Here is a 17,898-nt window from a genome sequence, read left to right on the forward strand (position 1 = left end):
TGATAGATATCGGTTCCAAGGATGAAGAAGATGAAAAACAAACATCACCCAAGCCAGCTTCTCTGGTTAAAAAGAGCCGCGATTAAGGGCAGCAGCTTGCCTGTTAATGCGCGTCGCTGGGTGTATATAAAAACAGCATTAGCGGCTCTAACACTGATCTGGACACTAGCGATCATTGCGATAGCGAATACTCCCGCACGTTTTGTCAGTAAGTGGACACTTATCCTGCCGGGCGCCGGAGCAGGAGCATTAGTCAGCTTAGACAGTATAGGTCAGGCCACCAGCACAAGCAGCTCTCCCTACTTAAGCTCGGCCATCGACCCCAGAGAGAATTATAAGGCACTGTCGATGAGCCAGATCTTACTCGATGCCGCCGCCAAAACCGTAAAGCTGACACCTCAGGCCATGGGAAAGCCCAAGTTAAAGCTGCCAAATCAAACGGGATTGATGCAGTTCAATATCAGTAGCACTACGGCACAAGAGGCACAGGATAAGGCGTGGGCGCACTACCACAGTTTACAGGCACTGCTGTCTCAACTCAGAGAAGATGAGATTAATCAAAGAGAGAATGGGATCAAGATGGGCATCGATGGGTTTGCCACTAAGGTGAGCCAGAGTCAGGCAAAGATACTCAACTTTCAATCTCAGATAGGACTGGTATCACTGGATCAATTTAAGGAGCTTGCGCTCACAATAGAGAGGCTCAGACACAGTAAGGTTAATATGGTCTCTAAGTTACAGGGCGTAATAGCAAGCCAGAAAATGCTGGAAATGCACCTGTCCCTTAACGCCCAACAGGCTGCCGATCTGCTCAAGCTGAAGAATGATCAGTTGTACCAGCAGCTACTGGTGATTTATACAGAATCGACCACTACTCTCGCAGAATATTCAGGGCGTTATGGTAAGAAGCACCCCCAGATCATGACCCAAACTCAGCAACAACAAGCACTTTTTCGCGCATTAAGAAAACGCTGCAAAATTCTATTAGGTTATCAGGACGACACCCTTATGTTGATGCTGTCTGCCGATGATATCGATGGCCGGGCACAGTTAATGAAACAACTGCTCTCTGTGACTACTGAGGCGGAAGGGTTAAGCCACGAGCTCCGCTCCCTTACAGAACAGATAAACGCCTGGGACACTCGTCTGGAGGACAGTAATGATGACGCCGCAAAACTTGAAGATCTTCACCGGGAACATCAGGTCGCCACGGCCGTATTTACCTCGGCGCTAGCTAAAATGGATGTAGGAAAAGCCGATATCTACTCGGCCTACCCTCTACTTCAACTACTCGCTCCACCAAGTTTGCCATTGAAGGCCAACACTATGGCAAGGGTTTTAACCTTACTGGGCGGAATTGTAGCTTCCATTTTTTCACTAGCGGGTTTAAGCATCATGTGGATCAGAAAACCGATACTGCAGAAGATCTTAACGACTTGAAAATGTTCACCGCAAAAGAGGCTTAAGCCGGGAGCAGATCTCTGCGTTATTAAAACCTTCGCGGCTGAAGCACGCTCCTACAACAGCTGAACCGCGCTCCTACAGAGGATGCAGAGAGGATTATTTCTTGTGTAGGACCGGCTTTAGCCGGGAAGGATGATACAAACACAGGCAAAAGCTTCGCGGCTGAAGCACGCTCCTACAAAGATTCGGGGCTAAAGCACCCTCCTACGTAGAGGGTATGGCCTATTACCATACCGTGTAGGAGCGGCTTTGATGTAAGACTGGCTTTAGCCGGGAAAGATTTTGTGAACATTTCATAGCTGATTCGATTCGCTGATAAATAGATTCTAGGTTCTAGGTTCTAGGTTCTAGGTTCTAGGTTCTAGGTTCTAGGTTCTAGGTTCTAGGTTCTAGGTTCTAGGTTCTACAAAAGGGTAACGCATATGAGCAGAGATACTCTCAAGCCAGAAAACAGTGATGAGAAGCTCATCTGGTATAGCATTACCTATACCTACCTGTTTTGGCTGCTTGGCGCCATGTATCTTGTCGCACCTGTCATTGGCTGGATCTTGCTCCTACGTATGCTCAAACGTTTTATTTTTGATAGACAAGACTTCATCATGACTACGGCCCAATTATGCTGGATAGTAGGCATGTTTATCATGCTGATAGCGTTAGTCATCGCTCACTTTGAACATGAACTCGGCCTGCCTAAACTGATAAAATCGAGCATAGGCTGGGCAAAAGGCTGGGCACTACTCGCGATATTCCCCTTAATTGGTTCACTCAATATTCGACCCGAAATCATCTACCGTGCCACCTGTGTGGTATGTAAGCATACCTTCTTCCTGTTTCCTTTTTGCGTCATCGCCTGGTTAGTTGGATTACCCGGCACCCTATATGTCTCGCCACTCAGTATCATAGGTGGCCCTGGCCCCGAATTTTTCAGTGTCAGCCTGTATGAGATCGATCCGGGCAGTGGCACCCCCAGATGGCGACTCTTTACCCCTTGGGCCCCGGCACTGGGTATGATGGGAAACCTCTTCTTAAACTTCGCCATACAGGAAAAAGATAAGCGCTTTAAAACCTATGGGATCCTTGGCAGCCTGCTGCTGGTGCTTATTTCACAATCACGATTAGCCTTAGTCTGTTACTTCACTCTACTCGGATATTTTTCCTTTATTCGTCACCACAAGTCACCCTGGCTCTACTTTATCGCCACACCTATGACTCTCTTAGGTGGCATATTTGGTACACAGGCGATCGAAAAGATAGAGATGAGCATCACGGCAATAAAAGCTGCCAGAGCGGGCTCAACCAGAGTACGTAAGCATCTGGCCGATATTGCACTGGAGCGGTGGGCCAGCGAAGCACTGGTATGGGGACATGGCATAGTGGAGAGGGGACCACATCTGGTGGAATATATGCCGATAGGCTCACATCATACCTGGTACGGACTCCTGTTTGTCAAAGGGTTGGTGGGAGCCATCTCGCTGGCTTTACCTTTTCTTGTCAGCTTTATCACATTGATAGGTTCAATTTTAAAAGCCCCCATCGCGGCATCCGCAGTGGCCGTATTGCTGCAGCTTTTTCTATACACCTTCGGAGAGAATCTGGAGATTCTCGCCTACCTGTTCTGGCCAGGGTTGATCGTGATAGGCATAGCACATAAGAGTGGGCGTATTGTGTAGGACTGGCTTTTATGTAGGACCGGCTTTAGCCGGGAAGGGTGATACAAACACAGGCAAAAGCTTCGCGGCTGAAGCACGTTCCTACAACAGCTGAACCGCGCTCCTACATTGGGTGCAGGGAGGATCATTTCTTGTGTAGGACCGGCCTTAGCCGGGAAGGATGATACAAACACAGGCAGAAGCTTCGAGGCTGAAGCACGCTCCTACAACAGCTGAACCGCGCTCCTACAGAGGGTGCAGAGAGGATTATTTCTTGTGTAGGACCGGCTTTAGCCGGGAAGGATGATACAAACACAGGCAAAAGCATCGCGGCTAAAGCGCGCTCCTACAAAAACCATTTTCAATTCGCATTTTGCAAACAGATCACTCCAGCATGCAGCGAATCTATCGCAGAACAGAAACAAGCAAACTGACCTCTCACCTAGACACTAACCAATAAATTAAAATAGGCAATAAAATCAGCACACTAAAGGAAAGCTGTTAGTTGGCATGAAACCTGTAACGCTTATCTTAAGAAGATTTGAAGGAGTTATTTAAATCTCCGTTAAAACGCGTTTTTATTCACTCATTATTACCACACTAAAGGTCTCTTTAATGAATAATGCATCCAAGCAATCATCTGATATTGAACAACCAGCCAAAAGCACTTTCTCAATGAGTCTTTTCTGGTTAGGTTCGGCTCAGGTTCTTGGGCGCATCGTAAGATTAGCTTCCAGCATCATTTTAGCACGCTTATTGACGCCAGAGGTCTTCGGGCAAGTCGCTATTATTCTCGCCTGTTTCGAGCTTATCTGTACCCCGACAAGACGAATCACTTCTGCCGCATTGATAAAGATGGACGATGATTCGTTATTCGCTTCACTCCCCAATGCGAACAGAACAAATTGGATTGCCGCTATAACCGCCTTCGTTGCCATGAGCTTACTCAGTTGGCCCCTCGCCTTCTTCAACCAAGATTCGACACTCATCGCGCCTATGATACTCATGGCAACAAGCTATCTTTTACTCCCCTTCGGTATGCTCTACGCCGCTATCAATCTCAGAGCCAACAACATGCGACGCGTTGGTCGCGCAATTTTGTGGCAAACCATCACAGATGGCATTCTTACCGCTATCCTTGCGCTATCAGGGCTTGGAATTTGGGCCATTATTCTGCCTAAGGTGTTGGTTATTTTTGTCTGGATTGCCATACACAGATATCACAACCCGCTCTTTCAAGCTCAATCACTCACCAAACCCGACCAGGCTAAACCCCGCTCAGCATGGACTATCACACAGATGCTGCGCTTTGGTTCTCAGGTCGGTTTAAGCGATTTTAGTATCACATTAAGACAAAATATCGATTACCTCCTCGTCGGTTATTTTCTTGGCATCGAGGCGCTGGGGATATACTTTTTCGCCTTCAATACCAGCTTAGGGATCAGTTTAGGGATCATACAAAGTTATGGTACGGCACTGTATTCGCACCTATGCGATAAAAGTAATCAAGCTTGGGATAGCATGGAAGTGGAACTTCAGAAACGCTATGTCCATTCGCTTAAGCTTATCCTGAAGATCACGGTTCCCGTTATCGCGCTGCAATCGATACTCGCCCCCATCTATCTTCCTTTCGTCTACGGAAGCCACTGGATAGAAGCAGGCGCACTTCCTGTATTTGTTTTACTTTGCTTAAGCGGGCTCGTCAGACCTATCGGAGAGGCGACAAGTCAATTACTCATCAGCATAGGTGAGAGTAGATTGAACCTCTCATTTAACCTGGGCTTTACCTTGCTGTTGGCTATCACCATTAGCGTATGCAGCCAGTGGGGCTTAACAGCTATAGCCCTGGGGATCTTAGTGATCCACCTGATTGCAATGCCGGCATTTAATCTCTATATCCATCACTTCATTCTGAGCTCTCGAAAAGGAGCTAAACAAGATCAACTCAAGGGTTTTAACCGGGAGGTTCACCATGACGCCTAAAGTATCTGTAGTTATGCCTATCTATAACGTTCAACACTTTGTCAAACAGGCAATTAACTCTGTGTTAGCTCAAACCTTCACAGATTTTGAACTCATTCTCGTCAATGATTGCTCAACCGATAAGAGCCTTGAGATCAGTCGCACAATACTCGACCACAGGATCCGTGTCGTCAATCACGTCACCAACAAAGGACTCGCCGCGGCACGTAACACAGGAATTCGCCATGCCATCGGGCGATACGTCGCCTTTATCGACTCCGACGATATGTGGCATGCCGACAAGCTTAAGATGCATGTCGAGCATCTGAATAAGTCACCGCAAGTGGGAATAAGCTTCTCTCGCTCAAGCTTTATGAACCATAAGGGCAAACTGATCCACTTCTTTCAGATGCCACAATTAACAGGGATCACCGCAGCGCATTTACTATGCAGAAACCCCGTTGGTAACGGTTCGGCTCCGGTGATCCGCCGGGAAACACTCAACGATATTCGTTTCCAGCCACTGGATCACGCTGAACACTACAGCTGTTACTTCGATGAGAAATTTCGTCAATCAGAAGATATAGAGTGCTGGTTACGAATCATAGCGACAACGAATTGGAAGATGGAGGGGATCCCGGCGCCACTGACCTTCTACCGTCTTAACCAAGAGGGGCTCTCATCAAATATCATGAAGCAGCTCGCCTCGTGGGAGCAGATGATCGATAAGGCCAGACTATTCGCACCCAAGTTACTCAAGAAAAATGAGCAGAGTGCCAGGGCCTATCAGCTCAGATACCTGGCTCGCCAATCTATTCGCAATGGGCAAGGTAAGGCTGCGATTAAACTGATTAACAAGGCGCTAAGCGTATCACCATCGATTATGCTCGATGAAACAGGCAGAACCTGTGTCACCTTAACCGCCGCCTATCTGCTCTGGCTGCTCCCATCATCACTGTATAAGGTGTGTGAAAACATAGGCCAGTTTGGTATGGGGCACATCCAAAAGATGCGAATAAGCAGAGATGGCGTTAAATCGTCGCTAATATTGTAAGACCGGCTTTGATGTAGGACCGGCTTCAGTTATTTGTAAGACCGGCTTTAGCCGGGAAAGGTGATAAGAACGGCCCAAAATTCGCGGCTGAAGCACGCTCCTACAAAGGAGGGGAATTGGAGAGCTATAGTGTAAGACCGGCTTCAGCCGGGAAAGGTTTCGTGAACATTTCATGGCTGATTCGATTCACTGATTAAAAGCTTCGCGGCTGAAGCACGCTCCTACAAAGAGGATATGACCTGTTGCCATATCGTGTAGGACCGGCTTTGATGTAAGACCGGCTTTAGCCGGGAACCGCCCATCCCACTACTAAAAATTCGTGGCTGAAGCACACTCCTACAGCAGCTAAAGCACGCTCCTACTGTCAAAACCCTTTATGCATTGCAAACTGCAACTCTGAATCCCCCCACTGAATAATAAACCCGAACAAACCACACTAACCAGCTGAAATTATAGATAAATAAGGTTTGGCCCGAACGATGCATTACTCTTATATGAAAATGGTTTAACGCACTCAAACGGCTATATAGGCTTAAGGCAGGCAAGGATGACAACTCAGACTCATATCACTCAAACGGGCATTAAACCGTTTTCGGTAAGAGCTATCGACATCCTGGTAGCAGTATTACTGATAGCCGTGGCCTCACCGATATTAATACTCAAGTATATCTATAGAAGATGTCGTTATGGCTCTGCCATTGAATATGTCTACATCTACGGTTTGGACAATACACAGATAACTCTGTATCAATTCACCGGAGAGGGGATCTGTTGTCAATGGCCCCATCTGCTCAACTTACTAAAGGGTGACATTTCACTGCTGGGCACGGAGCAGAGCTATATTTTTGAAGAGGCCAGTGCTCATAACCCAGCCTCTTCCTTAACCCACAAGCTCTCAACCAACCAGCTCTCAAATCTGACGGAGATAAAACCGGGCCTGCTCTCTTTCAAACTCATGCATCAACAGGTGGGATTAAGTTTCGAAAATCAGGATAACGCCATAATCAACGCTCACCGGAGCGCACTAAGCTACCTGCTCGCCATCTCCAGAACTCTCGTCATCTGGTTATTCTCGAGCCATGACGCTAACAAGCACACGAAAACGATCCCTCTGTTTGATATCGAGTTGAACAACTTGAGTATGTCTGAGTTACTCACAAGGATCACAAGTCAAGCAAGACAAAGTAGAGCACTACCCATGTATAAACAAGCCGTGGATAAACAAGCGATGAATAAACCAGCCATGGCTCAATACGCATTTGTTAATGCCGATTGCATGAACATCAGCATAAAAAACAGCCAGTACCGACATTGCCTGCAAAATGCCTGCGACATGGTTTTTGCCGACGGTTCAGGGATCAGACTGGCAAGCCTGTGGAAAGGCTTAGCACCGAAGGACAATTTGAACGGTACCGACATGTTCCCCCTATTGTGCCAGCAACTTGCCGATAACGGGCTCTCCCTGTTTCTCTTAGGGGGGGAAGAGGGAATAGCGGCATCGGCAGCAGATAAAATGCAGTGCAGATTTCCAAGACTCAAGGTTGCCGGCACTCACCACGGCTTCATCGATGATCCCAAGCTTAATGATGCGGTCATCAAACAGATAAATGAATCAGGGGCATCGGTATTACTCGTCGCCATGGGGGCGCCCAAGCAGGAGCTTTGGCTTGCGAAGCATAAACACAGACTCGATGTCGCCGTCGGTATCGGGGTTGGCGGACTATTCGACTTCTATGCGGAAAAGGTCAAACGCGCACCATTATGGGTGAGACAGATTGGGATGGAGTGGATATGCCGCCTATCTGAAGAGCCCGGACGTATGTGGAAGCGCTATATCCTAGGAAACCCCCTGTTTATCTACCGGGTATTGAAAGAGATCCGCCGGGAAAGAGCACAGGCTGTGATGACTCAGAAAAGTATCCGCAAGGATAGCCATAAGCTTAATCAGAGTCATTCGGGTAATGGTGCGATGATTGAACCTGAGTGTAAAACAGACACAACAGCTTCAGATATCAGCATCGCAGACCTTTCGAATATTGAAACTAAAAATCTACTCGCACTCACCCGCTGCCAACGTCAAAGGATCAGCAGAAGACTAGGCTGCGGCGTTAAGCGGATATTAGACCTGTTTGGCGCCTCATTTTTACTCTTACTTCTACTTCCCGCTCTGATGTTAGTGGCCTTGCTGATCCGAATCGAATCAAAAGGTCCGGTGCTATTTAGCCAGCAAAGAGCAGGAAAAAATAACACCCCATTTACCATGTGGAAATTCCGCTCCATGTACCAGGACGCCGAGCAGCGACTGGGTAAACTACAAGCTGACAATGAGATGCAAGGGGGCGTGTTGTTCAAAATGAAACGTGACCCTCGTATCACCTTAGTGGGCAAATTCATAAGAAAAGCCTCTATCGATGAACTGCCTCAGCTGTGGAATGTGATCTGCGGAGAGATGTCCCTGGTGGGCCCTCGCCCGGCTCTGGAGTCTGAAGTAAAACAATATTCTCTGAAAGAGAGAAAAAGATTAGCCGTAAAACCAGGCATAACCTGTATCTGGCAGGTGAGTGGACGCTCAGATATTCCATTTGACCGACAGGTGGAGCTGGATGTGGATTATATCTACCAACAGTCACTGCTCACCGATATTTGGATTTTACTTAAAACCATCCCGGCCGTACTGCTCGCACGGGGGGCTTACTAGCCTGAGAGAACTCTTTAACCATAAAAACAATCACTTTTTACTATGGAGAGTAACCTATGCAAGCCATAATTTTTGCCAATAGACTCGGAGATGAGCTCACTCCTCTGAATCATTACTACTGCCCCACCTTGCTCCCCGTAGGCAACAAGGCTGTCATTGACTATACGTTAGAGGATATCGCTTCATCAGGCATCACGCAGGTCAAACTGGTTATCTCTCCCCAGGCAAAAGAGATTGAGCAACATTTGGGGTCGGGTAAAAAGTGGGGAGTTGAAATTGAGTACTTCCTGAGTAAGCCAGAGGAGGAGACCTCGGCCGTGTTAAAACGCCTCTCACTCGATACGCAAGATAAGTTACTGCTTGTCAGGGGAGATATATTCCGTTCGCCATCGATTATGCAGTTTATCGAGTTCTCAAAAGAGTTCCCGGACAACTTTGTTCAAGCCAAGATGGCCAACCAGAATGCGGGGATGATGTTATTACCGGCAGCCCTCCCCCACATCGCCGATCTTAATTGGCCCCTGACTCAGCAAGACAATGAAGAAGCCGTTGTCACCTTGGTTCTTCATGGACATTGCTGCAGGCTGGACAGTATCCAATCATATATGGATACCAACCTAAGCCTGGCAGCCAACGAATTTCCTTCACTAACTCCTATGGAGCGCAGTTACAACTCAGCCAACCCCGAGCAAGACTTTTATGTTGGCGCAAAGGCACGAACAGGACAGTTAAACGATCAACAGGGATGGGGGATCCTTGGGGAAAACGCTTGGATAGATCCCAGCGTCACCATGAAAAACTGTATTTTGGTCGGCAATGATTGCCAGGTAGATAAAGGTTCAATACTGAATAACTGCCTGGTGTTACCCCATACCTACGTTGGCGAAGGCTTAGAGGTAAAGGACAGTATTTTGTGTAAGAACCTGCTGATAAATGTAAGGACCGAGGGCGTCATAGAGATAGACGATCAAGCTCTGATAGGCTCTTGCAAAGTGGCAGTGAAAGGGGGCACAGATAAAACGGGTTTAATCACGCGATTTTTACTCTTCATTTTACTTACTATGAGTTTACCTTTATGGCCTCTGTTACAGGCGGTTTCATTCATCAACAGCTACGGGGTAAAGAATAGCGACAATAATAAGAGCGAATCACCAAAAGATTCGCTATCCGAACCGGCATTAGGAGCAAGGATAACACAGAGCTACAAAGATAATCTGGGGCATACTTTCCAAACATGGAAGTGGAACATATCCCCAATGATATTGGCACTAATTCCTCAACTGTATTACGTCATCAGTGGCAGATTAGATCTCTTTGGATCCTCCCCGCAAGTCAGTTATTCCCACGGGCAAACAACAGACCGCTTGGGGGTATTTGGCCCCGTGCAACTCCTTCTCGATGAATCGGCTCCACAAGAGGAAAGAGCCCTGTTAGCGCTTGAATTTGAAGCTAATAATCACAGCACAAAATACCTTTCACTTATTTGGTGCTCCTTGCGAGTGCACAGCCAGTCCCTTGGATTCAACCATAGAGGCTCAAAACACCGTGGCTCAATGAGTGAATTTGAGTCGTAGATTTAAAACCAATGGTGAGTGAGCAAAGCCCGTAGAAAAAAGCTTTTAGAGAGCAGCATTTAAAATACCAAACGTTCGAGGAGAAGACCCATGAAGACGATTATCACATACGGTACATTCGATCTATTTCACTTCGGCCACGTACGCCTGTTTCAGCGCCTCAAGTCATTGGGTGACAGACTCATCGTCGGCGTCTCGACCGATGAGTTCAATGCTCAAAAAGGCAAGGCTGCATTTTTCAACTATCAACAAAGGGTTGAAATTATTGCCGCGTGTCGCTATGTCGACCTCGTCATTCCAGAGATGAATTGGCAGCAGAAACAACACGATATAAAAAGACTAAAGATAGACGTTTTCGGTATGGGCAATGACTGGGAGGGGAAATTCGACTCACTATCCAGTCAATGTCAGGTCATCTACTTAGACAGAACCGGCAATATCTCCACCACGGAAATAAAGAGCAGTCTCTCCGATATTAGTCGATAAAAAGTGAGAAGAATATGATGAAGGTGATCACATCAATATTAAGAAAAATAATCTATCACTGCTCTGGTTTCAGCCCGAGAATGAATAAGGCGGTACTGGGTAGTTACAAGGATCAGTTTTCAGATAATGCCAAGTATTTATGCCTTCATTGGCAACAGACCCGCTTTATCCGTGCCATCTGGATAAGTGGAGATGCAAGCCTGATAAAACAGTTACGTGAAGAGGGTATTGAAGCCTATCACCGAAGAAGCCTGCGTGGGCTCTATCATTGCCTAACCTCAAAATACTATTTTTATAACACCTATATTGGCGACATCAATCAGTATGTCGCCAAGGGAGCAATAAAAACAAACCTCTGGCATGGCTCACCGCTTAAGAAAATTGAGTTCGACATTGAATCAGGGCCGTTAGCTCACATCTATAATGCTGCGGGACCACTGGATCGAGTACTAAACTCTCTGAAATTCCACCAGCAACATATCACCCCCGATATCATGCTGAGCCCGAGTCCGGTTATCGACCCCCTTTTCACATCGGCTTTCAGAATCACACCGCAGCAGGTGATACGAAGTGGTAATCCGAGAACCGACTATCACAGACGCTATCCCAATCAAAAAAAATCCCTGAAGAGCATTTTTAATGTGCAGTATGATCAGGTGATCTTGTATGTACCTACCTGTCACGACACCGCGCAGACGCGGGGGAATAATAGCCAGATTAAGAGTCAGGCCTCGAGCTTGAGCCAGAGCGTGATGGGTCGCATGAGTCATTACGATAAAGGCTTCGACTGGCCCAGACTCTCAAAACAACTGCAGCAGAATAACCAGCTATTCTTAATTCGCTTTCATCCAAATGAAGCCCATCTGGGCAAGCAACTAAGCCAGTATCCAAATATCATAGATATCTCATCCTGGCAGGATGTTTACAGCACCTTGCACGAGATAGATCTATTAATCACCGACCAGTCATCTCTGTTTATCGACCTGCTTTTATATCGGGTCCCAATCCTTTTTTACCGCTTCAACCAAGTGGAAGAATCGACTCAACTCAGAGAAGCTTATGACTATGCAGAGTGCCTACCTTTAGTCGGCGGGCTTTCAACAAGCTGTAACTCTTCATCGAATAGAGCCGTACATACATTCCCGGCACTATTGGAGGTGTTAAACAAAGAGGAGAGTTTCCATATCGACACCGAGACGGAAAAAGAGTATCGATTACTTCAGCAAATCTATTGGCAGACTGAGGATAACGATGCCTTCTCGACAATAGAAAATGAAATTATCGGAAGGGATGAACTAGCTCAGCTTAAATCGATCCGACAATAGCCCTTCCCGGCTAAAGCCGGTCTTACATGGATCATCCAACAGGCTTAATAAGTACTCACCATATCCGCTTTTCAACAAGGGTTGTGCTAACGTTTTTACTTGGACAGCGCCTATTAAACCTAAACGGTAAGCGACCTCCTCCGGGCAATTCACTTTAAGGCCTTGTCGTTTTTCGATTGCTGCGATAAATTGCGTCGCTTCAGACAGTGCATCGGGGTTCCCGGTATCCAGCCAAGCCGTTCCCCTTCCCAAAATATTTACACTCAACTCACCTGCCGATAAGTAAGCATTAATAACATCGACTATCTCGAGTTCATTGCGAGCCGAAGGCTTAACCTGCTTTGCGAATTGGGGGGCTCGATTATCAAAGAAGTACAGGCCAGGCATAGCATATTGAGATTTAGGTTGATTCGGTTTCTCTTCAATAGACAAAACCTTACCAGAGCTATCGAACGAAACAACACCGTAATCTTTGGGGTTAGCAACGTGATATCCAAAAACGGTTGCCCCTTTACTATTTGAGCTAATATCGGTCAATAAAGTGCTCAGTGCATTACCGTAGAATAGGTTATCCCCTAAGATCAGTGCACAAGCTTCACCATTGAGAAATGGCTCTGCGATGATTAATGCCTCAGCAAGTCCATTTGGCTTAGCTTGCTCGGCATAGTGAAGGGAGATTCCCCATTGGCTTCCGTCTTTCAATAAGGTTTCAAACAAGGGTTTATCGACAGGGGTGCAGATAAGTAATATTTCAGTGATCCCCGCCTGCATCAGAGTCGATAGTGGGTAATAGATCATAGGCTTATCATAGACAGGCAGCAGCTGTTTACTCACGACCTGTGTTATAGGGAACAAGCGAGAGCCTGTACCACCCGCTAAAATAATGCCTTTTCTCATCACTGCTATTTTCTTCAAAAGAGGTTACTGCGAAGTGTACCGTTAAAAGTGGGGCAATCAAAGCGATGACACCAGACTCTGTAGGAGCGCGCTTCAGCCGCGAAGCTTTTTATTAACCTAAAGAGCTATTCCCGGCTGAAGCCGGTCTTACATAAAAGCCGGTCCTACACAAAATCAATAAAACGCTTCTACGGCTTTTATAAAATCGCCAATCTGTTCTTTAGATAATGCATTGATCCCTGCGGCGGCGGCCCTGCCCCCTCCGGTTTCGAATTGACTGCAGATGTCACCCGCACCTTGCTTATTCGACAGAGGCGCACGTAGAGAAACGGTATAGGTTCCGTCACGGTTTTCCGTTAATACTGCGTGTGCAGACTTGGGATTTTGATTAGCAAGTTGGTTGCCATACACGCCACTAATACGCCTCGCCCATGGCTCATTGGGGAGTTCAAATATTGACAGTTTGTCACTCTGGTGATCAGGCTTTATTGCTAACGCACTCGCCATATCCTCTTGATATGCATTTTGAAGCCGATAAAAAGGAGAGCTGTTATCGGCAATTACATCGAAAGGAGAGGCATATTTAAGAAGCGCCGTATAAAGCACCGCCGGATGAAAATGCAAATCTTCAACTATAGCACCATAACCATTGTAATTGATTAAGGTGCCAAGCTCTTTCAATTGTTCAGACAGCTCAACTGATAAACCTGCAAGATTAGAAAGCTTATCACCCTTGGCAATTAGGTTATCGCCATAGGCCGCCGTAATAGCCCAATAATGAAACTGACCATCCAAGAGTTTGTCGATAATTAACGCCGTACAGGTATCGGCATCCAGATCGATATGCGCATCTAAATGTTTACTCGTAGGTATTTCGCCGGCCCTGTGGTGATCGGCATAAAAAACATCGACTCCTGCATCGAGTACTTTCACTAAGCCTGTTTGGTTTTTCTCCATAGAGATATCGAGCACGGTGATTTTATCAGTCTTAGAAAGGCCAACTTTTTCAGTCAGCTTTCCGAGCAAGCCAATATCCCTCTTAACGCCGGTCACCAGTTTGCTCTCAACAGGGTTCGCTAAGCGAAGCTGCAGTAATGAAATAATGCCATCGGCATCACCATTAAAAATATCGTAGTTCATAAAATCCTATATAGAAGTCAGAAGGCTCAAGATGAAGCTAAGAAAGTTTCGAGTCGCGAGCTTTGGCAAAGGTAATAGATGCTAGGTCCTAGCTCCTAGGTCAAAGCAGGTATAATGTTCCGACCAGTGCCTATTTCATATCTTGTTCCCGGCTAAAGCCGGTCTTACATCAAAGCAGATCTTACAACTAATTACAGACGGTCCTACACATCGAGATAGCCATTACATTTCAGATAATCGACCACTTGCTGAGCGCAGGCCTCGATGGATTGCTCTGCGGTCTTAACATGGACTTCCGGGTTAATCGGTAGTTCATAGGCCGAATCAATACCGGTAAAGTTCTTTATCTCACCGGCGCGAGCCTTCTTATACAGACCTTTAGGATCGCGCTGCTCACATACTTCGATGGGCGTGTCGATATACACTTCGATAAACTGACTATTGCTATGCTGAGAATCGCTGAGCTGAGCTCGCACGCTCTCTCTATCTTCTACAAAGGGAGAGATAAAGGCGGTAGAGACCAGCAAACCCGCATCGACAAACAACTTAGATACCTCACCTATCCGGCGGATATTCTCAACCCTATCGGCATCTGAAAAGCCTAGATCACCATTTAGACCATGACGAACATTGTCACCGTCCAGCACATAGGTTTTACATCCTAAATCGTGCAGCATTTTATCGACGGCATTCGCGACTGTCGATTTTCCCGAACCGCTCAAGCCGGTAAACCAGAGTACCGCCGGAGCATGACCATTGGCCGTCTCTCGCTGAGCATGAGAGACACTCGCAAGATGCCAGACAACATCGGAGGATTTATCGCCTTCGCTCTCTATTTCCTGATAAGGCGACGCTGCTGTTTTCGATAACAATGACATAAAAAAATCCATAAGTTAGTTTCGAGCTTCGAGCTTCGAGCTTCGAGCTTCGAGAAAAGCTTGTTCTCGATTGAATCAATATTCAATATTTGTGCGCAAGGTTCGTATAAAACTCCCAAGCATTTTGCTAATTTGTTCGCATTCATTTGACAATGAAGAACATTCATCACCGGAAATATAATCAATCTCTTTAGCAATCATTACTTGCGTTTTTAACTCCCTAACAGAACCTTTAGCGATACTCAAGAATCTTGCCTTTTCTTTGTCAGAGCAACGCTCCATTCCCTCAGCTATATTGCTAGGTACAGAAATACTCGAACGACAAATTTGATCCTTAAACCCATAGTCTCGAGAATTAGTAAACAAGCGGTAGATTTTAATGCTCAATTTAAAACTACGCTGCCAGACTTCAAGTTGTTCATATTTCATATCAGGCCTCCATGCCTTATTGAGCTACGAGCTACGAGCTACGAGCTACGAGCTACGAGCTACGAGCTACGAGCTACGAGCTACGAGCTACGAGCTACGAGCTACGAGCTACGAGCTACGAGCTACGAGCTACGAGCTACGAGCTACGAGCTACGAGCTACGAGCTACGAGCTACGAGCTACGAGCTACGCATGATAAAGAACAAAAAATTCAAATAACAACAAGACTTTCTATTTTTTAGTCTTTAACTCGCAGCAGCAGTTCTGTTGTGTACCTGCTTTAATCATTGACTCGCAACTCGAAGCTTTCTTAGCCCTCTCTTGAACTCGAAACTGCTATCCTGTTATTTATCTGTTTTTATCTTTTACTCGCAACTCGACGCTTTCTTAGCCCTGTCTTTAGCTCGCGACTTCTTGCTCTTCGATACTGCTTTTACTCGCAACTCGAAGCTTTCTTAGCCCTGTCTATAGCTCGAAGCTGCTTTCCCCCTAAAACGGAAAAAATATCGGTACGGCGGTTAATACGATAAAGGCATACACCAGACTGACGGGTAGACCTATTTTGATAAAATCCATTAACCGATACTGGCCTGCGTTGTAGACCATCAAGTTTGTCTGGTATCCGTAGGGGCTGATAAAGCTACCACTGGCAGCAAAGGCCACGGTCATGACGAATGGTAAAATATCGACCCCGAAACCTAATGCGATACTGTAAGCGATGGGAAACATAAGCGCGGCGGCAGCATTGTTCGTCACCAGCTCAGTCAATAACCAAGTCATCAGATAAACCAGGATCAAGGCCAGATAGAGGTGATCACTATCCGTGACCCCATTCACCCAATGGGCTAACAGCTCAACGACGCCGGTATTGACTAAGGCATGGGAGAGCAGAATTGCCGAAGAGACGATAAGCCAGATATCGACCGGAAAGCGGCGAACGACTTCGTTTACGTTAAGGCATTGACTAAATATCAACACACCCAGGAGTAGTATTAACCCCTGCAGCATCTCAATAACCCCGGTCGCCGCCAAGGCGATAGTTAACACAAAACCACCGATAGAGAGCCAGGCTTTATGACCATTGATACGGGTTTCTGGCTCGACGCCACTGATGACGATGAAGTTTTTACTGATATTACGACGAGACTTGAAATCCTCGCCCACGGCTAGCATCAAAAAGTCACCGGTTTGGATCACGACCTCACCTAACTTACCCGATACCTCCTCACCATCACGCCTGATCGCAACCACGGCGGCATCAAACAGTGCCCTGAAACCGGCTCCTTTTAAGGTTTTACCGATCAAAACACTCTCTTGCTTAACGACGACTTCGGTCAGGTTCGAGTCTAACAGGCCATTTTTCTCGGCAAACATCTCGAGTCCAGAGAACTGACTCAGCTGCATCATCTTAGTGATATCGCCGCTGAAGATAAGCCTGTCATCGAGTTGCAGCACTTCCGTGGGCGTTACCGGGCTGATTAAACGCCCATCGCGGACCACTTCAACCAAAAACAGAGACTCGAGATGCCTTAAACCATTATCTTCTACCGAACGGCCAATTAACTCGGAGCCATCGACCACTTTCGCATCGATAAAATAGCCTTTCGAACAGGTCTCTTTATGCTCAATTTCCGGGAGCCAACGAGACGCCACTCTCAACACTAAGCCACAAGCCAATACCAATAACACACCGATCGCGGTGAACGAAAAGAAGCTCAACGATTGCCCCTGCGCATCGATATAGAGACTGTTCACAATCAGGTTGGTCGAGGTACCGATGAGGGTTAACGTTCCACCCAAGATCGCGGCATAGGAGAGAGGCAGTAATAACTTACTGGCAAAGTGATGAGGGTTATTGCGAACAGGCGAAAGCAAGGTCGCCACCACTGCAGTATTATTCAGCACAGCCGAACTCAAGGCGGTGGTACCAAATAAGCGTAGCCAGGTAGCGTTGTAACTACTCACTATCACTTTTGAGGCGATAACACGCAGCAGGCGTGTCTTTTCCAGTGCAAAAGAGCACAAGATCAAGAGTACCAAGGTCACTAGCCCGGGGTTGGACATACTCGAAAGCAGCTGCTCTTTGGAGACCAGATTCAACCCGACCAGAGTCAACAGAGCCACACCGAACACGACGGCCGGTCGACTCTGAAACCGGATAAGCCCCACAATCGTCGTGAGAAATATTCCGATAGTTAAATAAGCATCTAGAGACATAGTTTCCTATCTTTATTAAGCTACGAGCTACGAGCTACGAGCTACGAGCTACGAGCTACGAGCTACGCGCTACGCGCTACGCAAAGTTTAAAACCAAGAAAATAATCTACAACTGATATCCTGTTA

Annotated in this window: 13 protein-coding genes; 8 read left to right on the forward strand and 5 right to left on the reverse strand. The window is 46.7% G+C overall.

The features are described from left to right. Positions 1-30 precede the first annotated feature (30 nt). From SSED_RS15480 to SSED_RS15515, 8 genes are all read left to right on the forward strand, one after another. Positions 31-1,440, forward strand: a complete 1,410-nt coding sequence (locus tag SSED_RS15480; protein WP_012143284.1) for a GumC domain-containing protein — start codon at positions 31-33, stop codon at positions 1,438-1,440. Between the two features lie 446 nt (positions 1,441-1,886). Next, positions 1,887-3,134, forward strand: coding sequence for a capsular polysaccharide biosynthesis protein (locus SSED_RS15485; RefSeq protein WP_012143285.1), 1,248 nt, complete (start codon positions 1,887-1,889; stop codon positions 3,132-3,134). Positions 3,135-3,728: 594 nt separating this feature from the next. Then, a complete protein-coding gene (locus tag SSED_RS15490) occupies positions 3,729-5,096 on the forward strand; it encodes an oligosaccharide flippase family protein (RefSeq protein WP_012143286.1) in 1,368 nt (455 codons plus the stop codon). Continuing rightward, positions 5,086-6,129, forward strand: a complete 1,044-nt coding sequence (locus SSED_RS15495) for a glycosyltransferase family 2 protein (protein ID WP_012143287.1) — start codon at positions 5,086-5,088, stop codon at positions 6,127-6,129. Before SSED_RS15490 ends, SSED_RS15495 begins: the two co-directional genes overlap by 11 nt. 547 nt (positions 6,130-6,676) lie before the next feature. After that, positions 6,677-8,827: a WecB/TagA/CpsF family glycosyltransferase gene (locus SSED_RS15500; protein WP_012143288.1), complete on the forward strand. Its 2,151-nt coding sequence runs from the start codon at positions 6,677-6,679 to the stop codon at positions 8,825-8,827. Between the two features lie 56 nt (positions 8,828-8,883). Next, on the forward strand, positions 8,884-10,401 hold the full coding sequence (locus SSED_RS15505) for a sugar phosphate nucleotidyltransferase (RefSeq protein ID WP_012143289.1): 1,518 nt from the start codon (positions 8,884-8,886) through the stop codon (positions 10,399-10,401). A 90-nt stretch (positions 10,402-10,491) separates the two neighbouring features. After that, positions 10,492-10,887, forward strand: a complete 396-nt coding sequence (gene tagD, locus SSED_RS15510) for a glycerol-3-phosphate cytidylyltransferase (RefSeq protein WP_012143290.1) — start codon at positions 10,492-10,494, stop codon at positions 10,885-10,887. Between the two features lie 14 nt (positions 10,888-10,901). Beyond that, the gene (locus tag SSED_RS15515) at positions 10,902-12,212 is read left to right on the forward strand and encodes a CDP-glycerol glycerophosphotransferase family protein (protein ID WP_012143291.1); all 1,311 of its coding nucleotides are present in this window, start codon (positions 10,902-10,904) and stop codon (positions 12,210-12,212) included. On the opposite strand, the gene rfbA is transcribed toward SSED_RS15515, so the two are convergent. The 5 genes from rfbA to SSED_RS15540 all read right to left on the reverse strand — a co-directional run bounded on the left by rfbA (position 12,183) and on the right by SSED_RS15540 (position 17,772). Then, entirely contained in the window at positions 12,183-13,109 is a 927-nt protein-coding gene (gene rfbA, locus SSED_RS15520; protein WP_012143292.1) for a glucose-1-phosphate thymidylyltransferase RfbA, read from the reverse strand. The genes SSED_RS15515 and rfbA overlap by 30 nt on opposite strands. A 174-nt stretch (positions 13,110-13,283) precedes the next feature. After that, positions 13,284-14,249: a DHHA1 domain-containing protein gene (locus tag SSED_RS15525; RefSeq protein ID WP_012143293.1), complete on the reverse strand. Its 966-nt coding sequence runs from the start codon at positions 14,247-14,249 to the stop codon at positions 13,284-13,286. A 203-nt stretch (positions 14,250-14,452) separates the two neighbouring features. Further along, positions 14,453-15,127: an adenylyl-sulfate kinase gene (gene cysC, locus SSED_RS15530; protein WP_041421728.1), complete on the reverse strand. Its 675-nt coding sequence runs from the start codon at positions 15,125-15,127 to the stop codon at positions 14,453-14,455. Positions 15,128-15,202: 75 nt separating this feature from the next. Continuing rightward, a complete protein-coding gene (locus SSED_RS15535; protein ID WP_012143295.1) occupies positions 15,203-15,556 on the reverse strand; it encodes a four helix bundle protein in 354 nt (117 codons plus the stop codon). Between the two features lie 488 nt (positions 15,557-16,044). Then, complete coding sequence (locus tag SSED_RS15540; RefSeq protein ID WP_012143296.1) at positions 16,045-17,772, reverse strand: SLC13 family permease; 1,728 nt, start codon at positions 17,770-17,772, stop codon at positions 16,045-16,047. Positions 17,773-17,898: the final 126 nt, after the last annotated feature.

Source organism: Shewanella sediminis HAW-EB3, assembly GCF_000018025.1.
Taxonomy (GTDB): Bacteria; Pseudomonadota; Gammaproteobacteria; order Enterobacterales; family Shewanellaceae; genus Shewanella; species Shewanella sediminis.